General features: G+C 59.1%; 18 protein-coding genes and 1 pseudogene. 11 read left to right on the top strand and 8 right to left on the bottom strand.

Annotated features, from left to right (window positions below; all coding sequences use genetic code 11):
* The first annotated feature begins 238 nt into the window (after positions 1-238).
* Positions 239-2,623: a beta-N-acetylhexosaminidase gene (locus tag E7738_RS11395; RefSeq protein ID WP_283342225.1), complete on the top strand. Its 2,385-nt coding sequence runs from the start codon at positions 239-241 to the stop codon at positions 2,621-2,623.
* A gap of 112 nt (positions 2,624-2,735) precedes the next feature.
* Here the strand turns inward: E7738_RS11395 and ridA are convergent, their stop codons facing one another.
* The 4 genes from ridA to argF all read right to left on the bottom strand — a co-directional run bounded on the left by ridA (position 2,736) and on the right by argF (position 5,861).
* Positions 2,736-3,122: a 2-iminobutanoate/2-iminopropanoate deaminase gene (gene ridA, locus E7738_RS11390; protein WP_010615965.1), complete on the bottom strand. Its 387-nt coding sequence runs from the start codon at positions 3,120-3,122 to the stop codon at positions 2,736-2,738.
* A gap of 78 nt (positions 3,123-3,200) precedes the next feature.
* Positions 3,201-3,665, bottom strand: a complete 465-nt coding sequence (pyrI, locus tag E7738_RS11385; protein ID WP_010615964.1) for an aspartate carbamoyltransferase regulatory subunit — start codon at positions 3,663-3,665, stop codon at positions 3,201-3,203.
* An 11-nt stretch (positions 3,666-3,676) separates the two neighbouring features.
* On the bottom strand, positions 3,677-4,612 hold the full coding sequence (pyrB, locus tag E7738_RS11380; protein ID WP_058770675.1) for an aspartate carbamoyltransferase: 936 nt from the start codon (positions 4,610-4,612) through the stop codon (positions 3,677-3,679).
* A 241-nt stretch (positions 4,613-4,853) separates the two neighbouring features.
* Positions 4,854-5,861 carry an ornithine carbamoyltransferase gene (gene argF / locus E7738_RS11375; protein ID WP_058774874.1) on the bottom strand — a complete coding sequence of 336 codons (1,008 nt, stop codon included), beginning with the start codon at positions 5,859-5,861 and terminating at the stop codon, positions 4,854-4,856.
* Positions 5,862-6,023: 162 nt separating this feature from the next.
* Between argF and rraB the strand changes: the two genes are divergently transcribed.
* Positions 6,024-6,443 carry a ribonuclease E inhibitor RraB gene (gene rraB / locus E7738_RS11370; protein WP_010615961.1) on the top strand — a complete coding sequence of 140 codons (420 nt, stop codon included), beginning with the start codon at positions 6,024-6,026 and terminating at the stop codon, positions 6,441-6,443.
* 56 nt (positions 6,444-6,499) lie between these two features.
* Positions 6,500-7,261: a tRNA isopentenyl-2-thiomethyl-A-37 hydroxylase MiaE gene (locus tag E7738_RS11365; RefSeq protein WP_058770673.1), complete on the top strand. Its 762-nt coding sequence runs from the start codon at positions 6,500-6,502 to the stop codon at positions 7,259-7,261.
* A gap of 162 nt (positions 7,262-7,423) precedes the next feature.
* Here E7738_RS11365 and E7738_RS11360 read toward each other — a convergent pair whose 3' ends face one another.
* Complete coding sequence (locus E7738_RS11360; RefSeq protein ID WP_021507677.1) at positions 7,424-7,906, bottom strand: YlaC family protein; 483 nt, start codon at positions 7,904-7,906, stop codon at positions 7,424-7,426.
* A 102-nt stretch (positions 7,907-8,008) separates the two neighbouring features.
* A pseudogene (locus E7738_RS11355) lies at positions 8,009-9,721 on the bottom strand (flagellar biosynthesis protein FlhA); the annotation flags it as partial.
* Here E7738_RS11355 and E7738_RS11350 point away from each other — a divergent pair.
* The 6 genes from E7738_RS11350 (at position 9,720) to E7738_RS11325 (ending at position 15,372) form a co-directional block, all read left to right on the top strand.
* On the top strand, positions 9,720-10,505 hold the full coding sequence (locus E7738_RS11350) for an OmpA family protein (RefSeq protein ID WP_394515642.1): 786 nt from the start codon (positions 9,720-9,722) through the stop codon (positions 10,503-10,505). The pseudogene E7738_RS11355 and the gene E7738_RS11350 sit on opposite strands and share 2 nt — an antisense overlap.
* Before the next feature lie 257 nt (positions 10,506-10,762).
* Positions 10,763-11,365, top strand: coding sequence for a hypothetical protein (locus E7738_RS11345; protein ID WP_021507674.1), 603 nt, complete (start codon positions 10,763-10,765; stop codon positions 11,363-11,365).
* Between the two features lie 125 nt (positions 11,366-11,490).
* Positions 11,491-12,930 carry a circularly permuted type 2 ATP-grasp protein gene (locus E7738_RS11340; protein WP_058770669.1) on the top strand — a complete coding sequence of 480 codons (1,440 nt, stop codon included), beginning with the start codon at positions 11,491-11,493 and terminating at the stop codon, positions 12,928-12,930.
* Positions 12,924-13,853 carry an alpha-E domain-containing protein gene (locus E7738_RS11335; protein ID WP_021507672.1) on the top strand — a complete coding sequence of 310 codons (930 nt, stop codon included), beginning with the start codon at positions 12,924-12,926 and terminating at the stop codon, positions 13,851-13,853. Before E7738_RS11340 ends, E7738_RS11335 begins: the two co-directional genes overlap by 7 nt.
* Positions 13,850-14,650: a transglutaminase family protein gene (locus E7738_RS11330; protein ID WP_058759558.1), complete on the top strand. Its 801-nt coding sequence runs from the start codon at positions 13,850-13,852 to the stop codon at positions 14,648-14,650. The genes E7738_RS11335 and E7738_RS11330 overlap by 4 nt, the downstream gene beginning before the upstream one ends.
* 17 nt (positions 14,651-14,667) lie before the next feature.
* Positions 14,668-15,372, top strand: coding sequence for a proteasome-type protease (locus tag E7738_RS11325; RefSeq protein WP_031279727.1), 705 nt, complete (start codon positions 14,668-14,670; stop codon positions 15,370-15,372).
* Between the two features lie 44 nt (positions 15,373-15,416).
* Here the strand turns inward: E7738_RS11325 and E7738_RS11320 are convergent, their stop codons facing one another.
* On the bottom strand, positions 15,417-16,037 hold the full coding sequence (locus tag E7738_RS11320) for a response regulator transcription factor (RefSeq protein WP_021507669.1): 621 nt from the start codon (positions 16,035-16,037) through the stop codon (positions 15,417-15,419).
* Between the two features lie 274 nt (positions 16,038-16,311).
* On the opposite strand from E7738_RS11320, the gene E7738_RS11315 reads away from it, so the two are divergent.
* Positions 16,312-18,015 carry a lysophospholipid acyltransferase family protein gene (locus E7738_RS11315; protein ID WP_371221735.1) on the top strand — a complete coding sequence of 568 codons (1,704 nt, stop codon included), beginning with the start codon at positions 16,312-16,314 and terminating at the stop codon, positions 18,013-18,015.
* A 256-nt stretch (positions 18,016-18,271) separates the two neighbouring features.
* Entirely contained in the window at positions 18,272-21,115 is a 2,844-nt protein-coding gene (locus E7738_RS11310) for a sensor domain-containing protein (protein WP_141496214.1), read from the top strand.
* Positions 21,116-21,179: 64 nt separating this feature from the next.
* Here the strand turns inward: E7738_RS11310 and ftnA are convergent, their stop codons facing one another.
* Positions 21,180-21,686 carry a non-heme ferritin gene (gene ftnA / locus E7738_RS11305; protein ID WP_058759556.1) on the bottom strand — a complete coding sequence of 169 codons (507 nt, stop codon included), beginning with the start codon at positions 21,684-21,686 and terminating at the stop codon, positions 21,180-21,182.
* Between the last annotated feature and the right edge of the window lie 97 nt (positions 21,687-21,783).

Genomic DNA, 21,783 nt, shown 5'->3' with positions numbered 1-21,783 from the left:
AGGAGTGTAATCGCAACATGTGGTGTTTCGGAGGAAATTAATCGCACTGTTTTTGACCTGTCGCAAAGAAGCGCGGCCAGCGCCTGAAAGCCGTGCAGTGGTCAACAGCCGCTACACTGAAAAGTTTTAAGCCGGGCAAACTTCAGCCGGTTGCAACTTGCTTTGCGTTGCGAAACAGGTTTAATGAGCGTTTTGCGCCATTTCCGGCCCATCGTTTTGCCTTACAAGGATGCCCACCATGCTTCTGCCCCGTACGCTGCTGGCCGTTTTGTGTTCCCTGACGTTTTCCACGCAGGCCGCACCGGCAGACGATCTGCCGCTGATGCCGTGGCCACAGCAGGTGACGCAGCCCGCTGGCGGTGGCGCGTTTACCCTGACGCCGCAATTTTCGCTGCACATCACCGGCGATCACCTGGAAGGGGCCGAAGCGCGCTGGCGCGCCCGCATTGCGCGGCAAACCGGCTGGGCGCTGCTGCCCGCCAGCCCGGCCAGCGATCGTCCCGCCATTCAGGTCCGGATTGCCGACGCGGTCGATCCGCTACCGCAACCGGACAGCGACGAAAGCTACCATCTGGAGGTCAGCAGCAGTGGCGTACTGCTGCAGGCACCTACCCGTTTTGGCGCGATGCGCGGTATGGAAACCCTGCTGCAGCTGATCGCCAACACCGCCAGCGGCACGCAAATTCCCTTTGTCACCATTGACGATCGGCCGCGCTTCCCGTGGCGCGGCGTGCTGATCGATCCGGTGCGCCATTTCCTGCCGCTGGAAACCCTCAAGCGGCAGATTGATGGTATCGCCGCGGCGCGCATGAATGTGTTTCACTGGCACCTGACCGACGATCAGGGCTGGCGCTTTGCTTCCAGTCACTATCCGCAGCTGCAGCAGCAGGCCAGTGATGGCCTGTTCTACAGCCAGCAGCAAATGCGCGAGCTGGTGCACTATGCCACCCAGCGCGGCGTGCGCGTGGTGCCGGAAATCGATCTGCCCGGCCATGCTTCCGCCCTGGCCGTAGCGATGCCGGAGCTGATGAGCGCGCCGGGGCCGTATGCCATGGAGCGCGGCTGGGGGGTGTTTAAACCCTTGCTCGATCCCAGCAATGAAGCGGTGTTTCGCTTTATTGATACGCTGATTGGCGAAGTCGCGGCGATCTTTCCCGATCCCTACATTCATATCGGCGGGGATGAAGTCGATCCCAGTCAGTGGAACGCCTCACCGAAGATTCAGCAGTTTATGCGCGACCACGGCCTGCAGGACGCCCATGCGCTGCAGGCGTGGTTCAACCAGCGGGTTGAGAAGATTCTCGCCGCGCATCAGCGGCGCATGCTTGGCTGGGATGAGGTGTACCATCCCGACCTGCCGAAAAGTATTGTGATTCAGTCGTGGCAGGGGCAGGACGCGCTGAGCGAAGTGGTAAAGCAGGGGTATCGCGGCATTCTTTCCACCGGTTTTTATCTCGACCAGCCGCAGAGCGCCGCGTATCACTATCGCAACGAGCTCTGGCCGCAGGGGCTGAACGGCGTCGATCAACTGCGCGCCGACGATCAGGCGCAAAGCTGGCAGTTCACTATGCCGCGTCTGAAAGGCAGCGCGGTGCAGGGCAGTTTCACCCTGATTGAGGGCAAAAACGGCTGGCGCGGTTTTATCGATTTCAGCGGCAAGGCGCGACGCCAGGTCAGCGACATTCGCTGGCTATCACCGACGCAGCTGACCTTCAGCGTCGACAGCTGGATGGGGCCGTTTCAGCCGGTGGTGACGCTGACGCGTGACAGCCTGACCGGCTACGTGCTGGTGGGCAACGTACGCTATCCGACCACAGGCAGCAGGCTGGCGCAGATACCGGCCGGTATTGCCCCGGTACTGCCCACGCCCGCTCAGCTGCAGCGTGATTTGCTGGGCGGTGAAGCGGCGCTGTGGGCGGAGAACGTGAATAGCCGGGTGATTGATACGCGGCTGTGGCCGCGCGCCTTTGTGGTGGCGGAGCGGCTGTGGTCGGCGCAGGATGTGACCGACAGCGAGAATATGTACCAGCGGCTCAGCGCGATTGATCGCTGGGGGACGGTGTCAGTCGGCCTGCAGCAGCATCAGCAGGCCGAGGTGCAGATGATGCGGCTGGCCAACAGCAGCGATATCACTCCGCTGCGCGTGCTGGCGGAAGTGCTGGAACCCGCGCAGTATTACACCCGCCAGCACCTGAAGTTTCAGGCCGGGCATTATGACTATTTTGAGCCGCTGAACCGGCTGGCGGACGTGCTGCCGGCTGAGAGCGAGCCGGTGCGCCTGCTGGATAAGCAGGTGGATGCGCTGATCGCCAATCGCGGCGATCATGCTGCCGCCAGCGCCCTGCGCCATCAGCTGCAGCGCTGGCAGCGCAACAGCGATGCAGTGATGCCGCTGGTGCTGGGCAACTATCAGCTGAAAGCGCTGCAGCCGCAGGTGCGTCAGGTCGCTGAGCTGAGCCGGATGGGGCTGGATCTGGTGAATGCGCTGGAGCGCAACCAGGCCTATGGCGCAGGCGAGGTGGCGCAGATGCACGCCCGGCTGGATGCGGCGGCGCAGGTGCAGGATGAAACGGTGCTGGCGCTGGTGCGACCGCTGGAGAAACTGCTGCGATCGTCGAGATAGGGAAGATCGGAATTCACGAACTATGCAGGGTCGTCATTGATGACGACCTGGCGATCTCGCCAGGTGCGCACGGATACGCCCCCTGCATGCTGTGTGATTGATGACAGCTAAATCAGCGGCGTACCGCGATGGCTTCGATCTCAATCTTCACGTCTTTCGGCAGACGCGCCACTTCCACGCAGGAGCGCGCCGGGAAGCTGGCCTGATGCTCGGTGAAAAACGCTTCATAGGTGGCGTTGACCGTGGCGAAATCGTTCAGGTCTTTGACGAACACGGTGGTCTTCACAATGTCGCCCACCTGCAGGCCAGCGGCCAGCACAATCGCCTTCACATTCTCGAGCGACTGACGCGCCTGCGCGGCGATGTCGTCCGGAACCGCACCGGTGGCCGGATCGACCGGGATCTGGCCGGAGGTGATGATCATGCTGCCGAGATCCACGCCCTGGACGTACGGGCCAATCGCTGCCGGGGCTTTTTCAGTACTGATTTCGCGAGACATTGTTTCTCCTTAGGCATGCGCGGCGAACCCTTGCCCGCCGCGAAAATGTTCGCCCCATTATAGGGAGGAAACGGGCGATTACCAGTGACCGAGCACCACGTGGCGCGCGAACTCTTTCTCGCAGTATTTACACTTCAGGTGCACATCGTCGTCACGCTGTTTCACCGCAAAGCTGGAGAACACCGGCTCGCTGCGGCTGATGCAGTTGCCGTTGGGGCAGGTCAGCACGCGCTCGATGCGTTCCGGCAGCGTTGGTGCAATCTTCGCCACCACTTCATACTCATCAATGCGATTCACCGTGGCGTGTGGCGCGTACACCGCCAGCTGATTGATCTGATCATCAGTCAGAAAAGTATTTTCGATTTTGATCAGATCCTTACGCCCCATCTCGCCCGACGGCAGATTAAGGCCGATGGTGATGCGCTGATCGGTTTCAGTGAGGCGGAACAGTGACAGTAGCTTAAAGCCGACCTGCGCCGGAATGTGGTCAATCACCGTGCCGCGTTTGATGGCTTCAACCTGCAGTTTGTTATCGTGGGTCATCGTTCTGCTCCTTACAGTGCCAGTTCGCTATTCAGTACCAGCGCCAGCAGGGCCTGGCGGGCATAGATGCCGTTGCCGGCCTGCTGGAAATACCAGGCGTGCGGCGTGCTGTCGACATCGGTGGTGATCTCATCAATGCGCGGCAGCGGATGCAGCACCTTCATGTTATCGCGCGCACCGGCCAGATCGGCCGCCCGCAGGATGAACTGCGCTTTCACGTTGGCATACTCTGAGGGATCGAGACGCTCTTTCTGTACGCGCGTCATGTAGAGAATATCCAGCTCCGGCATCACTTCTTCGATGCTGTCGTGGCGCGACCAGGCAATGTTCTGTTCATCCAGCATATCGGTGATGTAGGACGGCATCGCCAGCGCATCCGGTGCGATGAAGTAGAAGCGGTTGCCGCTGAACTTCGCCAGCGCCTGGGTCAGCGAATGCACGGTGCGGCCATATTTCAGGTCGCCGACCATCGCCACGTTGAGGTTATCGAGGCGGCTCTGGGTTTCCCGGATGGTGAACAGATCGAGCAGCGTCTGCGTCGGGTGCTGGTTGGCGCCGTCGCCGGCGTTAAGGATCGGCACGCCGCCCGAAAACTCCGTGGCCAGCCGCGCCGCCCCTTCCTGCGGATGGCGCATCACGATGGCATCCACATAGGTGCCAATCACCGAGATGGTATCGGCGAGGGTTTCCCCTTTCTTGCCCAGCGAGGTGTTGCTGCCGTCGGCAAACCCCACCACCGACGCGCCCAGCCGGTGCATCGCGGTTTCAAACGACAGGCGGGTGCGCGTTGAAGCCTCAAAGAAGCAGCTGGCGATAACGTTGTGTTTCAGCAGCTCCGGCTGCGGATGGGCTTTCAGCTGGGCGGCGGTATGCAGCACCAGCTCCAGCTCATCGCGGTTGAGGTCGTTGATGGAAATAATGTGCTTGCGATATAGCGGGTTGGCCATAGCTCTCTCCTCTGCGCTGCCGGATTGCGGACAAAAAAAAGCCCCTTTACAGGGGCTTTCTGGCGATCGATGAATGACGGAAAGAAACAGGTGCGCCGCCTGCATTCAGGCGTACGGGAGCGGCAAATTGTGCGCTGCGCTGTTGCATGTTTCCTCCGGCAAATTGTGGCGCATTATACGCATTCACTGAGCCGCATCAAGCAGAAATCACGCGTGAGGTAAACGTTTGCGCTGTGCAGGCTTAGCGCTGGCTCAGCGTCGCCACCATCACCGCTTTGATGGTGTGCATGCGGTTTTCCGCCTGGTCAAACACCACGCTATGGTCGGATTCAAACACCTCGTTGCTGACTTCCATGCCGTCGTGCAGACCATACTGTTCGGCCATCTGCCGTCCGAGCGTGGTTTGGTCATCATGAAACGCGGGCAGGCAGTGCAGGAACTTCACCTGCGGATTGCCGGTCAGCGCAAGCATCGCGCTGTTCACCTGATAGGGACGCAGCAGGGCGATGCGCTCTTCCCACACTGATTTCGCTTCGCCCATTGATACCCAGACGTCGGTATAGATGAAATCAGCACCCTGCACGCCTTCGGCAATCTCTTCTGTCAGGGTGATTTTGCCGCCGGTGTGCTGTGCTGCCGCGCGGCACTGCGCCACCAGCTCCTCTTCTGGCCAGCAGCCTTTCGGTGCCACCAGCCGCAGATCCAGCCCCACCAGCGCCGCCGCTTCCAGCATACTGTTGCCCATGTTGTTGCGCGCATCACCGACGTACACCAGCGTCATCTCGCTCAGCGCTTTGCCCGGCAGATGCTCCTGCATGGTTAGCAGGTCAGCCAGCAACTGCGTCGGATGGAACTCGGTGGTCAGGCCGTTCCACACCGGCACGCCGGCATGTTCGGCCAGCGTCTCTACCAGCGCCTGGCCGTAGCCGCGATACTGGATGCCGTCATACATGCGTCCCAGTACGCGCGCGGTGTCTTTCATCGACTCTTTATGGCCGATCTGGCTGCCGCTCGGGCCGAGATAGGTGACGTTAGCGCCCTGATCGTAGGCGGCAACTTCGAAAGAGCATCGGGTACGGGTCGAGTCTTTTTCGAAGATGAGCGCGATGTTTTTGCCTTTCAGGTACTGGGTTTCGCTGGCGTTTTTCTTTGCCTGTTTTAATTCACTGGCGAGTGATAACAGACCGGTGATTTCGGCTGGGGTGAAGTCCAGCAATCTCAGGAAATGTCTCGAATACAGCTGACTCATACTGCGCTCCGCATTACATCAATAATGAATTAAAATTCAATCTAACCGTATGAATATGCATTTTCAACCCCAGCGCTAAGAAACTTTCTGTTTTGTGTAGTGGCGCGCGAGGCAGTGTGGGAAAATAATTGCATTCACTGCCACTATTTTGAGGACACGCCCATGGCATACGAAGCATTGCTGGAAGAACAGCGCGAAGAGACGCGCCTGATCATTGAAGAGTTGCTGGAAGACGGCAGCGATCCGGATGCGCTTTACACCATCGAGCATCATCTCTCCTGCAACAACTTCGACTCGCTGGAGAAGGCCGCGGTTGACGCGTTCAAGCTGGGCTATGAAGTCACCGAGCCGGAAGAGCTGGAGCTGGAAGACGGCAGCACCGTGATGTGCGTCGACATCCTGAGCGAATCGGCGCTGAAGCCGGAACTGATTGACGCGCAGGTCGAGCAGCTGGTGAATCTGGTCGGGAAATACAACGTCGATTACGACGGCTGGGGCACCTACTTTGAAGATCCGGATGCCGAAGATGAAGACGACGGCGAAGAGATCGACGACGAAGACGATGACGGTGTGCGTCACTAAGCCCTGACGGGCGGCACGTGCCGCCCGGTAATTTTCCTGCCAGCAAAGAACCTCCGATGAATTACGCTTCGCTATTAGACCCCATTCACCAGTTTTTACAGTGCCGCACGCCGCAGGCGTGGATTGATGAAGCGCGCAAGCCGGAAAATCTCACGCTGCTGCTTACCGATCACATGGTATGCGAGTTGAAAGCGGCGCAGACCGCAGTGTGGCTGATCCGCAAATACGTCGCGGATAAACCCAGTGGTGACGCAATTCTGGCGTGGCTGCAGCCGTACGAAGATTTTATTTTCGGCGAGAATCACGACAGCGATTTTATCAATGCCCATAAGAATCTCAGCAAAAGCATTATTGTGCGCAATGAACTGCCGTGGGCTGATGAGATGGTGGAAAAGATGGTGCTGCTGATTAAAGAGGAGCTGCACCACTTTTATCAGGTGTGGGAAATCATGCAGGCGCGCGATTTGCCCTATCGCAAGATCACCGCCAGCCGCTACGCCAAAGGGCTGCTGCGTGAAGTGACTACCCATGAACCGGATACGCTGGTGGATAAACTGATTTGCGGGGCGTATATCGAAGCGCGTTCCTGCGAGCGCTTCGCCAGCCTGGCGCCGTATCTGGATGCGCAGCTGGAGAAGTTTTATATCTCGCTGCTGCGCTCAGAGGCGCGCCACTATCAGGATTACCTGACGCTGGCGGCACAGATTTCACCGAAGGATATCGCGCCGCGCGTGCGGGCGATTGGGGCAGCGGAAGCGCGCTTGATCAGCGAACCGGACGCTGAGCTGCGCTTTCACAGCGGCGTGCCGGCGTTTTGATTTGGTGCGCGCGGCGAAACTTCCTGACCCAGCCTTCAGGCGTTGTCTTACTACGCTCTTTAGCTTCGCATACCTTCTGTGTAAAGACGCAGGGGGTAGTAATTAAGCAGTGAGTCATTAAGGGCTTATAAATACCATGGAAGCAGGAATGAATTTGCCCGATCAGATCTTCGCGGCGCGCTGATGGCCCCAGGTCAGGTAGTAGACATCATAAAAATCCACTTCTCCTTTCTGCTGCATCAGGCGATCGATGCCGCTGCGCACGCGCTCGGGCGTGCCCGGATTCTCCAGAATCTTGTCCAGCGCCTGCTGCGAGACCGGCTGCACGTAATACCACTCGCCGTTGTAGCACACGCGCAGATCCAGCGTATCGATGTCCTCGAAGCGGTATTTCGGGTTGATGTCCAGCAGCATCAGAAAACTCATCACCAGCACGAACACCGTGGCGAACCAGAAGGCTGGCCAGCCGAGCATCTCGGTGGAGAAAATCAGCGCCACGCACAGGCCGTAGCACAGGTACATCACGCCCCACAGCCCCGGATGGGTTTTCAGGAAGTTAAAGCTAAAACGCGGCAGATTATCGCGCCGCTCTTCGCGGTTGAGCGTGTCGATTTCATCGATCAGAATTTGTTTAATCGCGTCCATTATTCACCTCTGAATATCACTGCCTGCCAGTAAACCACATAACAGTGAAGGGCGGCAGAGACAGATCAGCGGTGTTTTTTTATAACAGTTTTCCGCAACGCATCAGCTCACCTGCCCGACAATCTGCAGATTGGCATCGTCCGGCACCTCGTTATACGACAGCACATTCAGCCCGCTGGCGAACAGCCGGGCGTAGCGCGCAATCAGCGGCCGCAGCTGCGGCGTCACCAGCAGCACCTGCGTCAGGTTCTGCGCTTTCAGCTGCTCCATCATCACCGGCAGCGTGCTCTGCAGCTGGGTGAGAATGTTAGGGTCGACCGGGAAACTGTCCAGCGCCACTTTGCCGCCCTGCTGCGCCTGATTGAGCGCTGCCAGCAGCAGGTTTTCCAGGCTGTTATCCAGCGTATAGGCCGACAGCGGTTTGTTGTCCGGCGCAATCGCCGCCACCATGGCGCGGCGCAGCGCATAACGCACGTCGGAGGTCAGCAGGATCGGATCTTTGGTGATCGCCACGCTCTCCAGCAGCGTGGTGGCGATGGTGTTGATGTCCTTGAGCGATACCTGATCGTTGAGCAGCAGACGATACACCTTGAGCTGCAGACTGTAGTTCACCGCGGCGTTGAGATCCTCTGACAGCTTCGGCGCCACGCTCGCCAGCCGCTGATGCAGCTGAGTAATATCATCGTAATTAAACAGCTCCGGCAGGTTTTCGCGCACCACTTTGTTGACGTGCGTGGCCACTACGCTGGCGCAGTCGACTACCTGATAACCCAGATTCAGCGCTTTGGCTTTCTGCTCCGGCAGGATCCAGGTCACCGCCATACCGTATGCGGGATCGGTATCCAGCAGGCCGTCGATCTCACCGTACTGATCCGGCGTCGGCAGCGCCATCAGGCGGTCGGCGTGCACTTCGCCCACCGCGGTGCGAACGCCGTTGATCTTGATGGCGTACTGCGACGGCTTTAAGTGGAAATCTTCACGCAGGGCGATCTCCGGCAGCAGCACGCCGCTGGTTTCTGACACCACCTGACGCACGCCGCGCATACGCTGAGTCAGCGGCGCGCCTTTGCCTTTGTCCACCAGCGTGACCAGCTTGTAGCCCAGGTTAAGGCCGATGGGCTCGACCAGCGGAATATTGTCCCAGCTGATGGTCGGCTGTTCGTCCGGCTGCGCCAGCGCCTGATTGATCGCCTCCATGTCGACATGGCTTTGCGTCGGCTTCTGCACCACGCGGCTCTGGCGCCACGCGGCGAACAGCAGCAGGGCGGTGAAGGCGAGGAACACCATGTGCGGCATGCCCGGCACAATCGCCAGCACAAACATTACGCCCGCGGCGGTATACAGCGTGGCCGGTTTCGCCAGCAGCTGCGACTTCACTTCCTCGCCCATGTCAGCGCCGTCGCTGATGCGCGTCACGATGATCGCCGCCGCCGTCGACAGCAACAGCGACGGGATCTGCGCCACCAGACCGTCACCGATGGTCAGCAGCACATACTGTTCGAACGCCTGGCCGGCCGGTAAACCGTGTTTGAACACGCCGATCAGGATGCCACCCAGCACGTTGATCAGCAGGATCATGATGCCGGCGACGGCGTCACCGCGCACAAACTTGGAGGCGCCGTCCATCGCGCCGTAGAAGTCCGCCTCGTTGGCCACATCCTGACGCCGCACGCGCGCCTGTTCCTGATTGATCAGCCCGGCGTTGAGATCGGCGTCGATCGCCATCTGTTTGCCCGGCAGCGCGTCGAGGGTAAAGCGCGCCGACACCTCAGAAATACGCTCGGCCCCTTTGGTCACCACCACAAAGTTGATCATGGGCGCCGTCACCGAAGACGAGCGTAAGGAGATTGTCGCGCAGCTTAACGGCACCTCGGTGTTTAACGGGTCCGGCTTTAATCCGTTCGATGTCGAAACCGGACGCGGCTCCGCCATCATTGGTGAAACGCTGGCGATTGCGCCGCCGACCGAGGGCGCCACCGTCAGTGACACCAGTGCGGAAAACAGCGACAACAACAGTAACGCCAGCCAGCCGCAGGAAGATCTGGACAGCGTGCTGTCGCGCTCCGACGCCGAGCTGGCGCAGCTGCGTCAGCAGATCCAGAGCATCATCAACAGCTATCACGCCCAGAACCTGCTGACGCTGGAAACCCTGCCGCAGGGGCTGCGTATCCTGATTCAGGATGACCAGGATCGCATGATGTTTCCGCGCGGCAGCGCGGTGCTGACGCCGTTTTATCAGCGCCTGCTGACCGAACTTGGTCCGGTGTTTAACCGCATCGACAACAAAATCATGATCAGCGGCCACACCGACGCCGCACAGTACAGCGGCAACGCGGCGTACAACAACTGGAATCTCTCCGGTGACCGTGCGCTGGCGGCGCGGCGTGCGCTGGAGCGCGGCGGGCTGGAAAGCACGCGCGTGCTGCAGGTGAATGCCATGTCGTCCCGTATGCCGCTCGACAAAGCCGATCCGCTCAGCGCACGTAACCGCCGTATTGAAATCATGGTGCTCACCGAGGCGGCAGCCGAGACGCTGTTTCAGTTTTATGGTCGCGAAGGGGAGAACGTGGTGAAACCCATCGCTGACCGCCTGCGATAACCTGTCAGTGCCTTTGAATCAACTGTTGATTCTACCGGTGGCGAAATCCACCGGTTTTTTTTGCCTGTTTTTTGCTGCGGCAGACGCCGGGTAAACGAGGCGCGCCACGGCATGCCACGAAATGTTAAATATGTTAATAAGTAATTTGGCTTTAGTAAGCTAAATCATTCTTTTATGTGAATTTTGCCGGTGTGCGCACATTGCAATGCCCGGTGGCTTTGCCACAATTAGGCAACGTGGCTATCCGGAGAAAGAGTATGTCTGCCCAATCTTCCAGTCTGCTGTTACTGATGTCTTTCGCCGCCGGTACCTTTTCCGCGGGATCGTCAGGTAACCCGCAGCATTTAATGTTATCGCTGCCGTCCGGCGGTGTACCCAATAATCCGCTGCCGCTGATCATCTGGCCGTGCGTGGTACCGGAAGAGGAGGAGGACAGCGCGGCCTGGTTTGAAAAAACCTTTAGCGCCAGCGGCTGGCCTGCGGCGTGGCGCGCGCCGATTTTTCCTTACACCCACTATCATCCCAACACCCATGAGGTACTGGGCGTCGGCGCGGGCTGGGCGGAAGTGCTGTTTGGCGGCGACAGCGGCCGCATGGTGACGCTGCGTGAAGGGGATGCGGTGCTGATCCCGGCCGGCGTGGGCCATAAACAGGTGTTTGCCTCCGACGACTTTTTCACCGTTGGCGCCTATCCTGAAGGGATGTCACCGGAAACCGTGCGCGACGAACCCTCCCGGCTGCGCGCGTCGAAAGAGCAGATCCAGCGCGTGCCGCTGCCGGATCGCGACCCGTTTACCGGCGGCGAAGGAGCAATGACCGAAATCTGGCTGCCAGTGGCGCAGCAGCTGATGCACCAGTAAGGTGCAAGGCAACGATTATCCGGCGCGGCTCCGCTTTCGGGGCGCGCGTGCCGTTGCGGCGGCGGGCCTCTGGCACACTTTGTGCAGGAGAGAAGTCAGGTCCTCTGACAAGCGCCGGGTAAATCATGAAAGCACGCGACCAGATAGCATCAACCTTCTACGATGAGATGTTGCAGAGCGACGGTCAGCACCGCGCTCACTATCAGCATTACTGGGAATGGTTACAACAGGCGGACAAAGAGGCGGTGGCGCGTAAACGTGAAGAGGCAGAACTGCTGTTTCATCGCGTTGGCATCACCTTCAACGTCTACGGTGACGATGGCGGTGCCGAGCGGCTGATCCCGTTCGACAGCGTGCCGCGCATCATTCCTGCCAGCGAGTGGGCGATGCTGGAACGCGGCATTCGCCAGCGCGTTCAGGCGCTCAACGCCTTCCTGCACGATATCTACCATCAGCAATATATTCTCAAAGCCGGCATCGTGCCGGCCGAGCAGGTGCTGGTTAACGATCAGTATCAGCCCTGTATGCAGGATGTCGATCTGCATCGCCAGATCTACGCGCACATTACCGGTGTCGATATGGTACGCAACAGCGACGGCGACTATTACGTGCTGGAGGATAATCTGCGCACGCCGTCCGGCGTCTCCTACATGCTGGAAAACCGCAAAATGATGATGCGCCTCTATCCGGAGCTGTTTGCCGCGCAGCATATCGCGCCGGTGGAGCGTTATCCGTCGCACCTGCTGCAGACGCTGCGCGAAAGCTCGCCGGTTAACGATCCGGTGGTGGTGGTGCTGACGCCGGGACGTTTCAACAGCGCCTACTTCGAACACAGTTTTCTCGCCCAGCAGATGGGCGTGGAACTGGTGGAGAGCGCCGATCTGTTCGTCAAAGACGGCGCGGTGCTGATGCGTACCACCGCCGGGCCGTGCAAAGTGGATGTGATCTATCGCCGCGTGGATGACGCCTTTCTCGATCCGCTCGCCTTCCGGCCGGATTCGATGCTCGGCGTGCCGGGATTATTGTCGGTATACCGATCCGGCAATGTGGTGCTGGCCAATGCGATCGGCACCGGCGTTGCCGATGACAAGTCGATCTATCCGTACGTGCCGGAGATGATCCGTTACTACCTTGATGAAGATCCGATCCTCAACAATGTGCCCACCTGGCAGTGCCGCAAGCCGCAGGATCTGAGCTACGTGCTGGCCAATCTGGCGCAGATGGTGGTGAAAGAGGTACACGGTGCCGGCGGTTACGGCATGTTGATTGGTCCGGTCGCCAGCCAGCAGCAGCTGAGCGAGTTCCGCGAGCGGCTGCTGGCGCGGCCGGATAATTACATCGCGCAGGATACGCTGTCGCTCTCCACCTGCCCGACCTTTATCGACAACGGTCTGGCGCCGCGCCATATCGATCTGCGGCCTTTTGCGCTGTACGGCGCGGATATCCGGCTGGTGCCGGGCGGCCTGACGCGCGTGGCGCTGACCGAAGGCTCGCTGGTGGTGAACTCGTCGCAGGGCGGCGGCACCAAGGACACCTGGGTGCTGGAGGATGACACATCATGCTAAGCCGGACGGCCAGTGGCCTTTACTGGATGGCGCGCTATCTGGAGCGCGCAGAACAACTTGCCCGGGTGCTGGATGTGACCCATCGCCTGTCGCTGATGCCGGTGCGCAATCGTCAGGGCGACGAACTGCTGTTGCCGCTCAACCTGACCGGTACGCGTCAGCTGTTTGAAACCCTCAACGGGCGCTGCACCATGCCGCAGCTGTTCAACTTCTTCGCGCTGGATGAGCGTAACCCGAGCAGTATTTTCAGCTGCTGGCAGGCGGCGTGGAACAACGCGCACGCGGTGCGCGGCAGCCTGTCATCCGAAGTGTGGGAGAGCATTAACTCGACGTGGATTGAGATGCGCAACACGCGCCGCCGCGGCATCTCGCCGGCCGGTGCCGACAGCTTCTTCGACTGGGTGAAAGAGCGTTCGCATCTGTTTCGCGGCGCGATGTCCGGCACGCTGCTGCGCGGCGATGCGCTGCGTTTTATCCGGCTTGGCACGCTGATGGAGCGCAGCGACGGCACCGCGCGGCTGCTGAGCGTTAACCAGCAACTGCTGGAGCAGCATCCCGACACGGTGCGGGAATATTACTGCCTCGACAGTCTGCTGCGCGCGGTGTCGGCGCGCGAGGCCTACAACGCCATCTTTAAGCAGCAGCTGATGCCGCCGCTGGTCAACGAAATGCTGATCCTGCGCAGCGAAAGTCCGCGCTCGCTGCACTCCTGCATTGAGGAGATCGCCAGCCAGCTGGAGCAGATTGGCAGCAGCGGCGAGGATCGCCCGCGCTATCTCAGTACGGTCCTGCTGGCGGAGATGCGCTTCAGCACCTGGGAAAGCCTGACGCGCGACGGCCTGCAGCCGTGGCTGGACCATTTTCTCAGCCGCATCAACGCGCTGGCGGAGAGCATCAATCACACCTATCTGGAGGCGAAATGAGACTGAACATTGAGCATAAAACCTGGTACGCCTATGAGCAGCAGGTAAAACTCAGCACCCAGTATCTGCGCCTGACGCCGCAGAATTCGGTGCACCAGCAGGTGCTGTCGTGGCAGCTCGATCTGCCGTGTGAGGCGACGCGCACGCTGGATGCTTACGGCAACGTGCTGCACGTGCTGACACTGGACAGGCCGCATCAGCTGCTGGAGATTGCCGCGCGCGGCGTGGTCGAGATTCTGGATGCCAGCGAGCTGGCGCCGGATCCGCAGTCGACGCTGTCGCCGCTGGTTTTTCTGCGCGCTACGCCGCTGACCCAGCCGGACGGGGCAATCCGCGACTTCGCCCGGCGTTACTGGCAGGCGGAAAAACCGCTCGCCAGCCTGGAAAAACTGATGGACGAGCTGCTGCTGAAAATGCCGTACCAGCCCGGCAGCACGCAGGTAAGCGACAGCGCGGCGAAAGTGTTTGCTGCCGGCAGCGGCGTTTGCCAGGATCACAGCCACGTGTTTCTCGCCTGCTGTCGCAGCCTGGGGATCCCGGCGCGCTACGTCAGTGGCTATCTGTATACTGACAACGTTGAACACGTTGCTACCCACGCCTGGGTTGAAGCCTGGCTGGATGGCAGTTGGCACAGCTTTGATATCACCAATAACACGCGCAGTACGCGGCAGCATTTGCGGCTGGCGGTGGGTGTCGACTATCTCGATGCCTGTCCGGTACGCGGCATTCGTCTGGGCGGCGGCGGTGAAGATATGCTGGCGGTGGCTGCGGTGCAACAGGTGCACGGGCAGCAGTAATCGGAACAGGCGTAACTATGACTTATTGTGTGGCAATGCGTTTATCGGCCGGGATGATTTTTGTCTCGGATTCACGCACCAATGCGGGCGTGGATCATATCTCCTCGTTTCGCAAACTGCATGTGTTTCAGGTGGATGATGAGCGCACGCTGGTGCTGCAAAGCGCCGGCAATCTGGCGACGACGCAGAGCGTGATGAGCCTGCTGCGGCGCAACTGTAACGACAGCGAACAACCCAATCTGCTCAACGGGCGTTCACTGTACGACATTGCGCTGCTGGTAGGCGCCACGCTGCGTGAAGTGATTGCGCGCGACGGCGAGGAGTTTGGCGGCACGCTGCTGCTGGGCGGGCAGATTCGCGGCGAAGAGCCGCGGCTGTTCCAGATCTATCCGCAGGGCAACTTTATTGAAGCCAGCGTCGACACGCCGTACTTCCAGATTGGTGAGAGCAAATACGGTAAGCCGATCATTGATCGCGTGCTGCGCTATGAGACCTCGCTCAGCCAGGCGATGCAGTGTGCGCTGATCTCCATGGATTCGACGCTGGCGAGTAACATCTCCGTCGGCCTGCCGCTCGACGCGATGGTTTACCACAGCGACAGCTTTAGCGACAGCGAGCAGTACCACATCACCGAACAGCATCCCTACTTTTCCCAGATCCGCCAGCTGTGGAGCAAAGGGTTGCTGAGCGTATTCTCTCAGCTGCCGCCGCTCAAGCTCTGACCTGCTGCCCGGTCGTCACGCTGGCGGGCCGGGCCGGATTTGACTCACACCAGCTCATTGGCGCGCGCCGCCGTATTAATTCCGCTAATCCCTTTCAGGCCGAGCTTACGCAGAATTTTAATTTTATAAGTGCTGATGGTTTTACTGCTCAGCTGTAATTGTGAGGCGATCTCTTTATTACTCATCCCGGAGGCCAGTTTCACCAGCACAATCAATTCGCGGCGCGTTAAACTCATCAATTTCTCGCTTTCGATCAGTTCGGCGGCATCTGCCGCGCTGTGCGTGACCGGATAAAAACGTTTTCCGCGCTCGACTTCTTTTATTGCTGTCAATAAAGTTTCCAAATCGCCGCGTTTACACACATAGCCTTCTACCCCTAACTGCAGGCAACAGCGTTGATAAAACAGGCTTTCTGAGGCGGTAAAAACAATGATTTTTTGCTGCGGCAAAATACGTTTAATGTCGGCAATCAGCGGAATGCCCGCGCGGCCGGGCATGGTCAGGTCCAGCAGCACCACGTCTGGCTGCGCATGATGTAATTCGCTAATCAATAAATCGCCTTTGTTGGCAATGCCCGCAACCGAATAGTCATAAGCGTGCAGCAGTGCCTGAATACCCGCACAGATTAATGGGTGGTCATCAACTATAAATACCGAATGAATCATATGTGTAGTCCAAAAATAAACAAAAAAAGAATGCAAGGAATAAACACCGATGAAAATTCATTAGCAGAGGTGTGACCAGATTAATTCACGGGTCTTAAGAATAAGATTTAAGTCCTGTCTGGAAAATTCTCATTTAAGGTAAAATTGACTTTTTTATGCGCCAGCACAAAGCGCGCAGATACTTTTTCCTGTCCGCATCTGCCATGGTCATAAATCTGAAAACAAGCCGTTTTAACGTCAGGGGAATAAATCGCTGCGTATAAAAAGGTGCACCATGTTTTCCGTTGATCAGCTTCTCAATACTTACTGGCCAGGCCAGCAGCCAGCAAACTGGCAGAAAAGCCTGCTGAAGTGGGCGGTGCGTGAACAGGAGTTTCAGGACTTTGCCCAGCGCTATCCGCATCTGAAAGGGGTGGATATGGTGGAGCAGGTGCTGGAACACCTGGATGTGCGCTGTGAGCTCAGCGAACGCGACCTTGAACAGATCCCGACGCATGGGCCGGTGGTGATCGTCGCCAACCATCCGCTTGGCGCGCTGGACGGCCTGGCGCTGCTGGCGGCGGTATCGCAGGTGCGGCGCGACGTGAAAATCGTTGCCAACCGCATGCTGATGATGCTGGAACCCATCAACAACCTGATGCTGCCGGTGGATAACATGGGCAGCCGCACCAGCCGCGAGCAGCTGACGCGCATGCAGCAGCATCTCGACAACCAGGGCGCGCTGATCATCTTTCCGGCCGGTGAAGTCTCGCGCCTATCCAGCCGCGGCGTGCGTGACCGTCACTGGCACCACAGTTTTCTGCGCCTCGCCGCCCGCGCCCGCGCGCCGCTGGTGCCGGTGCACGTAGTCGGACGTAACAGCCTGGCGTTTTACGCCGCGGCGAAGGTGGCGGCACCGCTGGCGCTGCTGATGCTGGTGCGCGAAATGTTCCGCCAGCGCGGCACGCGCATCAAACTGCATATCGGCGAACAGATTCCCTTCGCCAACTGGCACGATGGCCATACGCCGGGCAAAGAGCTGGCGAAGCGGCTGCGCAAGCATCTGTACCGCATCGGCCAGGGACGACGCGGTCTGTTTCTCACCGAAGCCGCCATCGCCCGCCCGGAAGATCGCGCTGAGCTGAAAAAAGCGTTGCTGGAGAGTGAACGGCTCGGGACGCTGCCGGACGGCAAACAGATCTATTTGTGGCGGCGCAACGGGGCCAGCTGGGTACCGCTGCTGCGTGAACTGGGCCGGCTGCGCGAAATCGCCTTCCGCGCGGTGGGCGAGGGCAGCGGCCGGCGGCGCGATCTCGACAAGTATGACGATGATTACTATCACCTGATTTTGTGGGATGACGAGGCGCTGGAGATTGTCGGTGCCTACCGCTTTATTCCCGGCGCCGAGCAGCTGGCGCGGCGCGGGCTGCAGGGCATCTACAGCGACAGCCTGTTCCACTATGACGAGCGCATGCTGCCGATTATTCAGCAGGGGCTTGAACTGGGACGCAGCTTCATTCAGCCGGCCTACTGGGGCAAGCGCGGGCTGGATTATTTATGGATGGGCATCGGCGCTTACATTGCGCGCTATCCGCAGACGCGCTACCTGTTTGGCCCGGTATCAATCTCCGGCACCATGCCGCTGGCGGCACGCGATCTGCTGGTGGCGTTTTACCGTCTCTACTTTCCGACCGATCTGCCGCTGGCGAAATCGCGCCGCCCCTATCCGGCGTCGCTGCCGGAGGTGCTGGCGCAGTTCACCGGCGATAACTACGCCGACGATTTGCGGCGTCTCAAGCATTTGCTGGCTAATCTCGGTACCGCGATTCCGACGCTGTACAAACAGTATTCGGAAGTGTGCGAGCCGGGCGGCGTGCAGTTTATCGATTTCGGCAGCGATCCGGACTTCAATCACTGTATTGATGGCCTGGTGCTGGTCGATCTGTCACGCGTAAAACCCGCGCGTTATGAACGCTATATCGGCATGCATTTAACCTGAACGCGCCAGATGACGTCAGTTAATGCCACCTGACAGCACGCCGCCGGAGCATCTCCGTGCGGCGTGCTGTCAACTTTGCGCAATAAATCCACTATCCCACTGAACATTTTCTCGCCACTGCCGATAACCACACTACCAACTTTTGTCTGCGGATGATTTGCGCTTGTAAGCGATGCGCTTTTGCGTTTAAGTCTGCCTGAAGATTAAGAATTATCTTAACTGCGCATCGAGACCAGGCCAGCATAGGCGAACAACAATGAACAATAACTCTGACGTAATGTACCGGCTACTGGTGCAGAGCGTGGTGGATTACGCCATCTATATGATTAAGCCGGATGGCACGGTGGCTAACTGGAACACCGGGGCGCAACGCGCCAAAGGCTATACCCCCGAAGAGATCATCGGGAAGAATTTTGCGCTGTTTTACAGTGAAGAGGATCGGCGCAACGGCGCGCCGCAGCGCGGTCTGGCCATCGCCACCGCCACCGGGCGCTATGAAACCGAAGGCTGGCGCTATCGCAAGGACGGCAGCGCCTTCTGGGCGCACGTGGTGATCGACGCCATCCGCGATGAGTACGGCGAATTGCTGGGCTTTGCCAAAATCACCCGCGACTGCACTGAACAGCAGGCGCAGCAGCGTAAACAACAGGAACAGGAGCAGCGTTTCCGTTTATTGGTTGAAGGCGTAACGGACTACGCCATCTACATGCTCGACCTTGACGGCAACGTCGAAAACTGGAACGCCGGCGCACAGCGCGCTAAAGGCTACGTGGCCGAAGAGATTGTCGGCCAGCACTTCTCGCGCTTCTACAGCGCACAGGATCGCCTGAACCATATCCCGGAACGCAACCTGACCACCGCGTTTAAAACCGGTCGCTTTGAAGACGAAGGCTGGCGCTATCGCAAAGATGGCAGCGCCTTCTGGGCGCACGTGATCATCGACGCGATTCGCGATGATGCCGGCAAACTGATCGGCTATGCCAAAATCACCCGCGACTGCACCGAACAGCAGGCGCTGCTGCGCAAGCAGCGCGAATACGAGAAAACCTTCCGCCTGTTAGTGGAAGGCGTGACGGATTACGCCATCTACATGCTGGATTTACAGGGCCGGGTGGTGAACTGGAACGCCGGCGCGCAGCGCGCCAAAGGCTACATGGCTGACGAGATCGTGGGCCAGCACTTCTCCGTGTTCTACGGCTCACCGGAACGTCAGGCGCGTACGCCGGATGCCAATCTGGGCATCGCGCTGAAAACTGGTCGCTTTGAGGACGAGGGCTGGCGCTACCGCAAAGACGGCTCCGCCTTCTGGGCGCACGTGGTGATTGACGCGATTCATGATGAAGAGGGCAAAATGATCGGCTTCGCCAAGATCACCCGCGACGTCACCGAGCGGCGTGAGCACGAGCAGCAGCTGCTGCGTGCGCGCGATCTGGCGCAGGCGCAGAGCGCCAAAATGTCGGAGCTTTCCGGCTTCCTCGACACCATCATCAGCAACATTCCCTCCTGCGTGATCGTCGAAGACGCCATCAGCCGCGAAATCCTGATGGTCAATGACAAAGCCGAGCAGCTGTTTGGCTTCAGTAAGTCGCTGATTATGCATAAGCGGCCGCACGAATGTATGTCGGCGGAACTGAGTGATTACTTCAACAGCCTGGCGGATATCGCGCTGCGCAGCGAAGGCATCCACACGCGCGAGCAGCTCTTGCTGACCGCTGGCGGTGAGCGGGTGCTGCACACGCGCGCCACTACCATCAGCGGCAAAGACATGCGGCAGAATTACGTGATGCTGATTGTGGAAGATGTCACCGACCAGCGTGAAGCCGATGCGCGCATTCGTCACATGGCGCATCACGATAATCTTACCAGCCTGCCAAACCGCATCCTGTTTCGCCAGAAGCTGAGCGAGGCGCTGCGCGTCGATCAGCAGCAGGGCCAGACCAGCGCCACGCTGTGCCTCGATCTGGATAACTTCAAGAATGTGAACGACGCGCTGGGGCATCAAATCGGTGACGATCTGCTGCGCGTGGTGGCGAAGCGGCTGCGCAGCGTACTGCGCGATCAGGACACGCTGGCGCGCATCGGCGGCGATGAGTTTGCCATCGTGCTGCCCAACGTGCGGAATGCCGATGAGGCCGCGATCGTGGCGCAGCGCCTGATCGAGGCGATCCGCCCGCCGGTGAATGTTGAAGGCCACAACCTGTCGGTCGGGCTGAGCGTCGGCATTGCGCTGACCTCGCAGGCCACCAATACGCCGGAACATATGCTGCGCTGCGCCGACATGGCGCTGTATGAAGCCAAGCGTAACGGCCGTAACCGCTATGAGCACTTTACGCTGGAGATGGATAATGTGGCGCGCAGCCGCCGGGTGATCGAGAACGATCTGCGCGAGGCGATCACCGGACGGCAGCTCAAACTCTACTATCAGCCGATCACCAACGAGACCGGCATCATTGGCTATGAGGCGCTGATGCGCTGGCATCATCCGATCAAAGGGTTGATCATGCCGAATGACTTCATTCCAATTGCCGAAGAGACCGGGCTGATCCATATGCTCGGCGCCTATGCGCTGTACGAAGCCTGCCGCGAGGCGCAGAGCTGGGAAACCGAACAGTCGGTGTCGGTCAACCTGTCGCCGCTGCAGTTTAAGAACAGCTCGCTGGTATCTGTGGTGGAGGGCGCGCTGCGCGAATCCGGCCTGGCGCCGCATCGGCTGGAGGTGGAGATCACCGAATCGGTGCTGCTGGATGATACGCTCGGCAATATCCGCACGCTGCAGAGCCTGAAAACGCTGGGCGTGCAGATTGCGCTCGACGACTTCGGCACCGGCTACTCGTCGCTCAGCTATCTGCGTTCGTTCCCGTTCGATAAGATCAAAATCGACAAGTCATTTATCAATGATATGGGCGACAGCCGCGAGGCGCTGGCGATCATCCGCGCGATTACCGGCATGAGCCGCAGCCTGGATATTCAGATCACCGCAGAGGGCGTGGAGAGTAATGAGCAGTTTGTCCGCCTGCGCGAAGAGGGCTGTACGCTGTTCCAGGGCTACCTGTTTGGCCGGCCACAGCCATCGGAGCTCAGACTGAAGGCGCTGGAGTAAGCACAAAAAAACGCCCGACAGGGTCGGGCGTTGTGCATGCTGCTGTGCATAATCTTTATTATTTTTACTGGCCGTGGCCTTCGACGTTCATGCGGCCCAGATCTTTGTCCACCAGGAACAGACCTTCGCCTTTGTTGCCCACCAGCGCCAGCTTGTCCAGCACGGTTTTGAACAGCTTCTCTTCTTCGTGCTGCTCGGCAACGTACCACTGCAGGAAGTTAAAGGTGGAGTAATCCTGCGAAGTCAGCGCGGCGTGCACCAGCTCGTTGATTTTGCTGGTGATCAGCTGCTCGTGCTTCAGCGCTTCTTCCAGTACGTCATTCAGCGAAGTCCAGCTTACCGCCGGTGCGGCGATGCTGCCCAGCACCGGCAGTGAACCGGCATCGCTGACGTAGTCAAACAGCTTCTGCATATGCTGCATCTCTTCGCGCGAGTGCATTTTCAGGAACGAGGCGGCACCTTCGAAGCCTTTGTCGCTGCACCAGGCACTCATCTGCAGATAGAGGTTGGCGGAGAAGAATTCGAGATTGAGCTGGTCGTTCAGGCGTGAGGTCATTTCAGCGGTTAACATGGCTGAGTCCTTTTTAATTTGTCAGGTGAAGTACGGCGAATTATGCATCAATCTATACTTTTTTGTGAAGGTTTTTTCGTAAAAAAGTTGAATTTAT

This window comes from Pantoea sp. SGAir0430, assembly GCF_043549295.1.
This window is presented reverse-complemented; position numbering and strand designations above follow the sequence as displayed.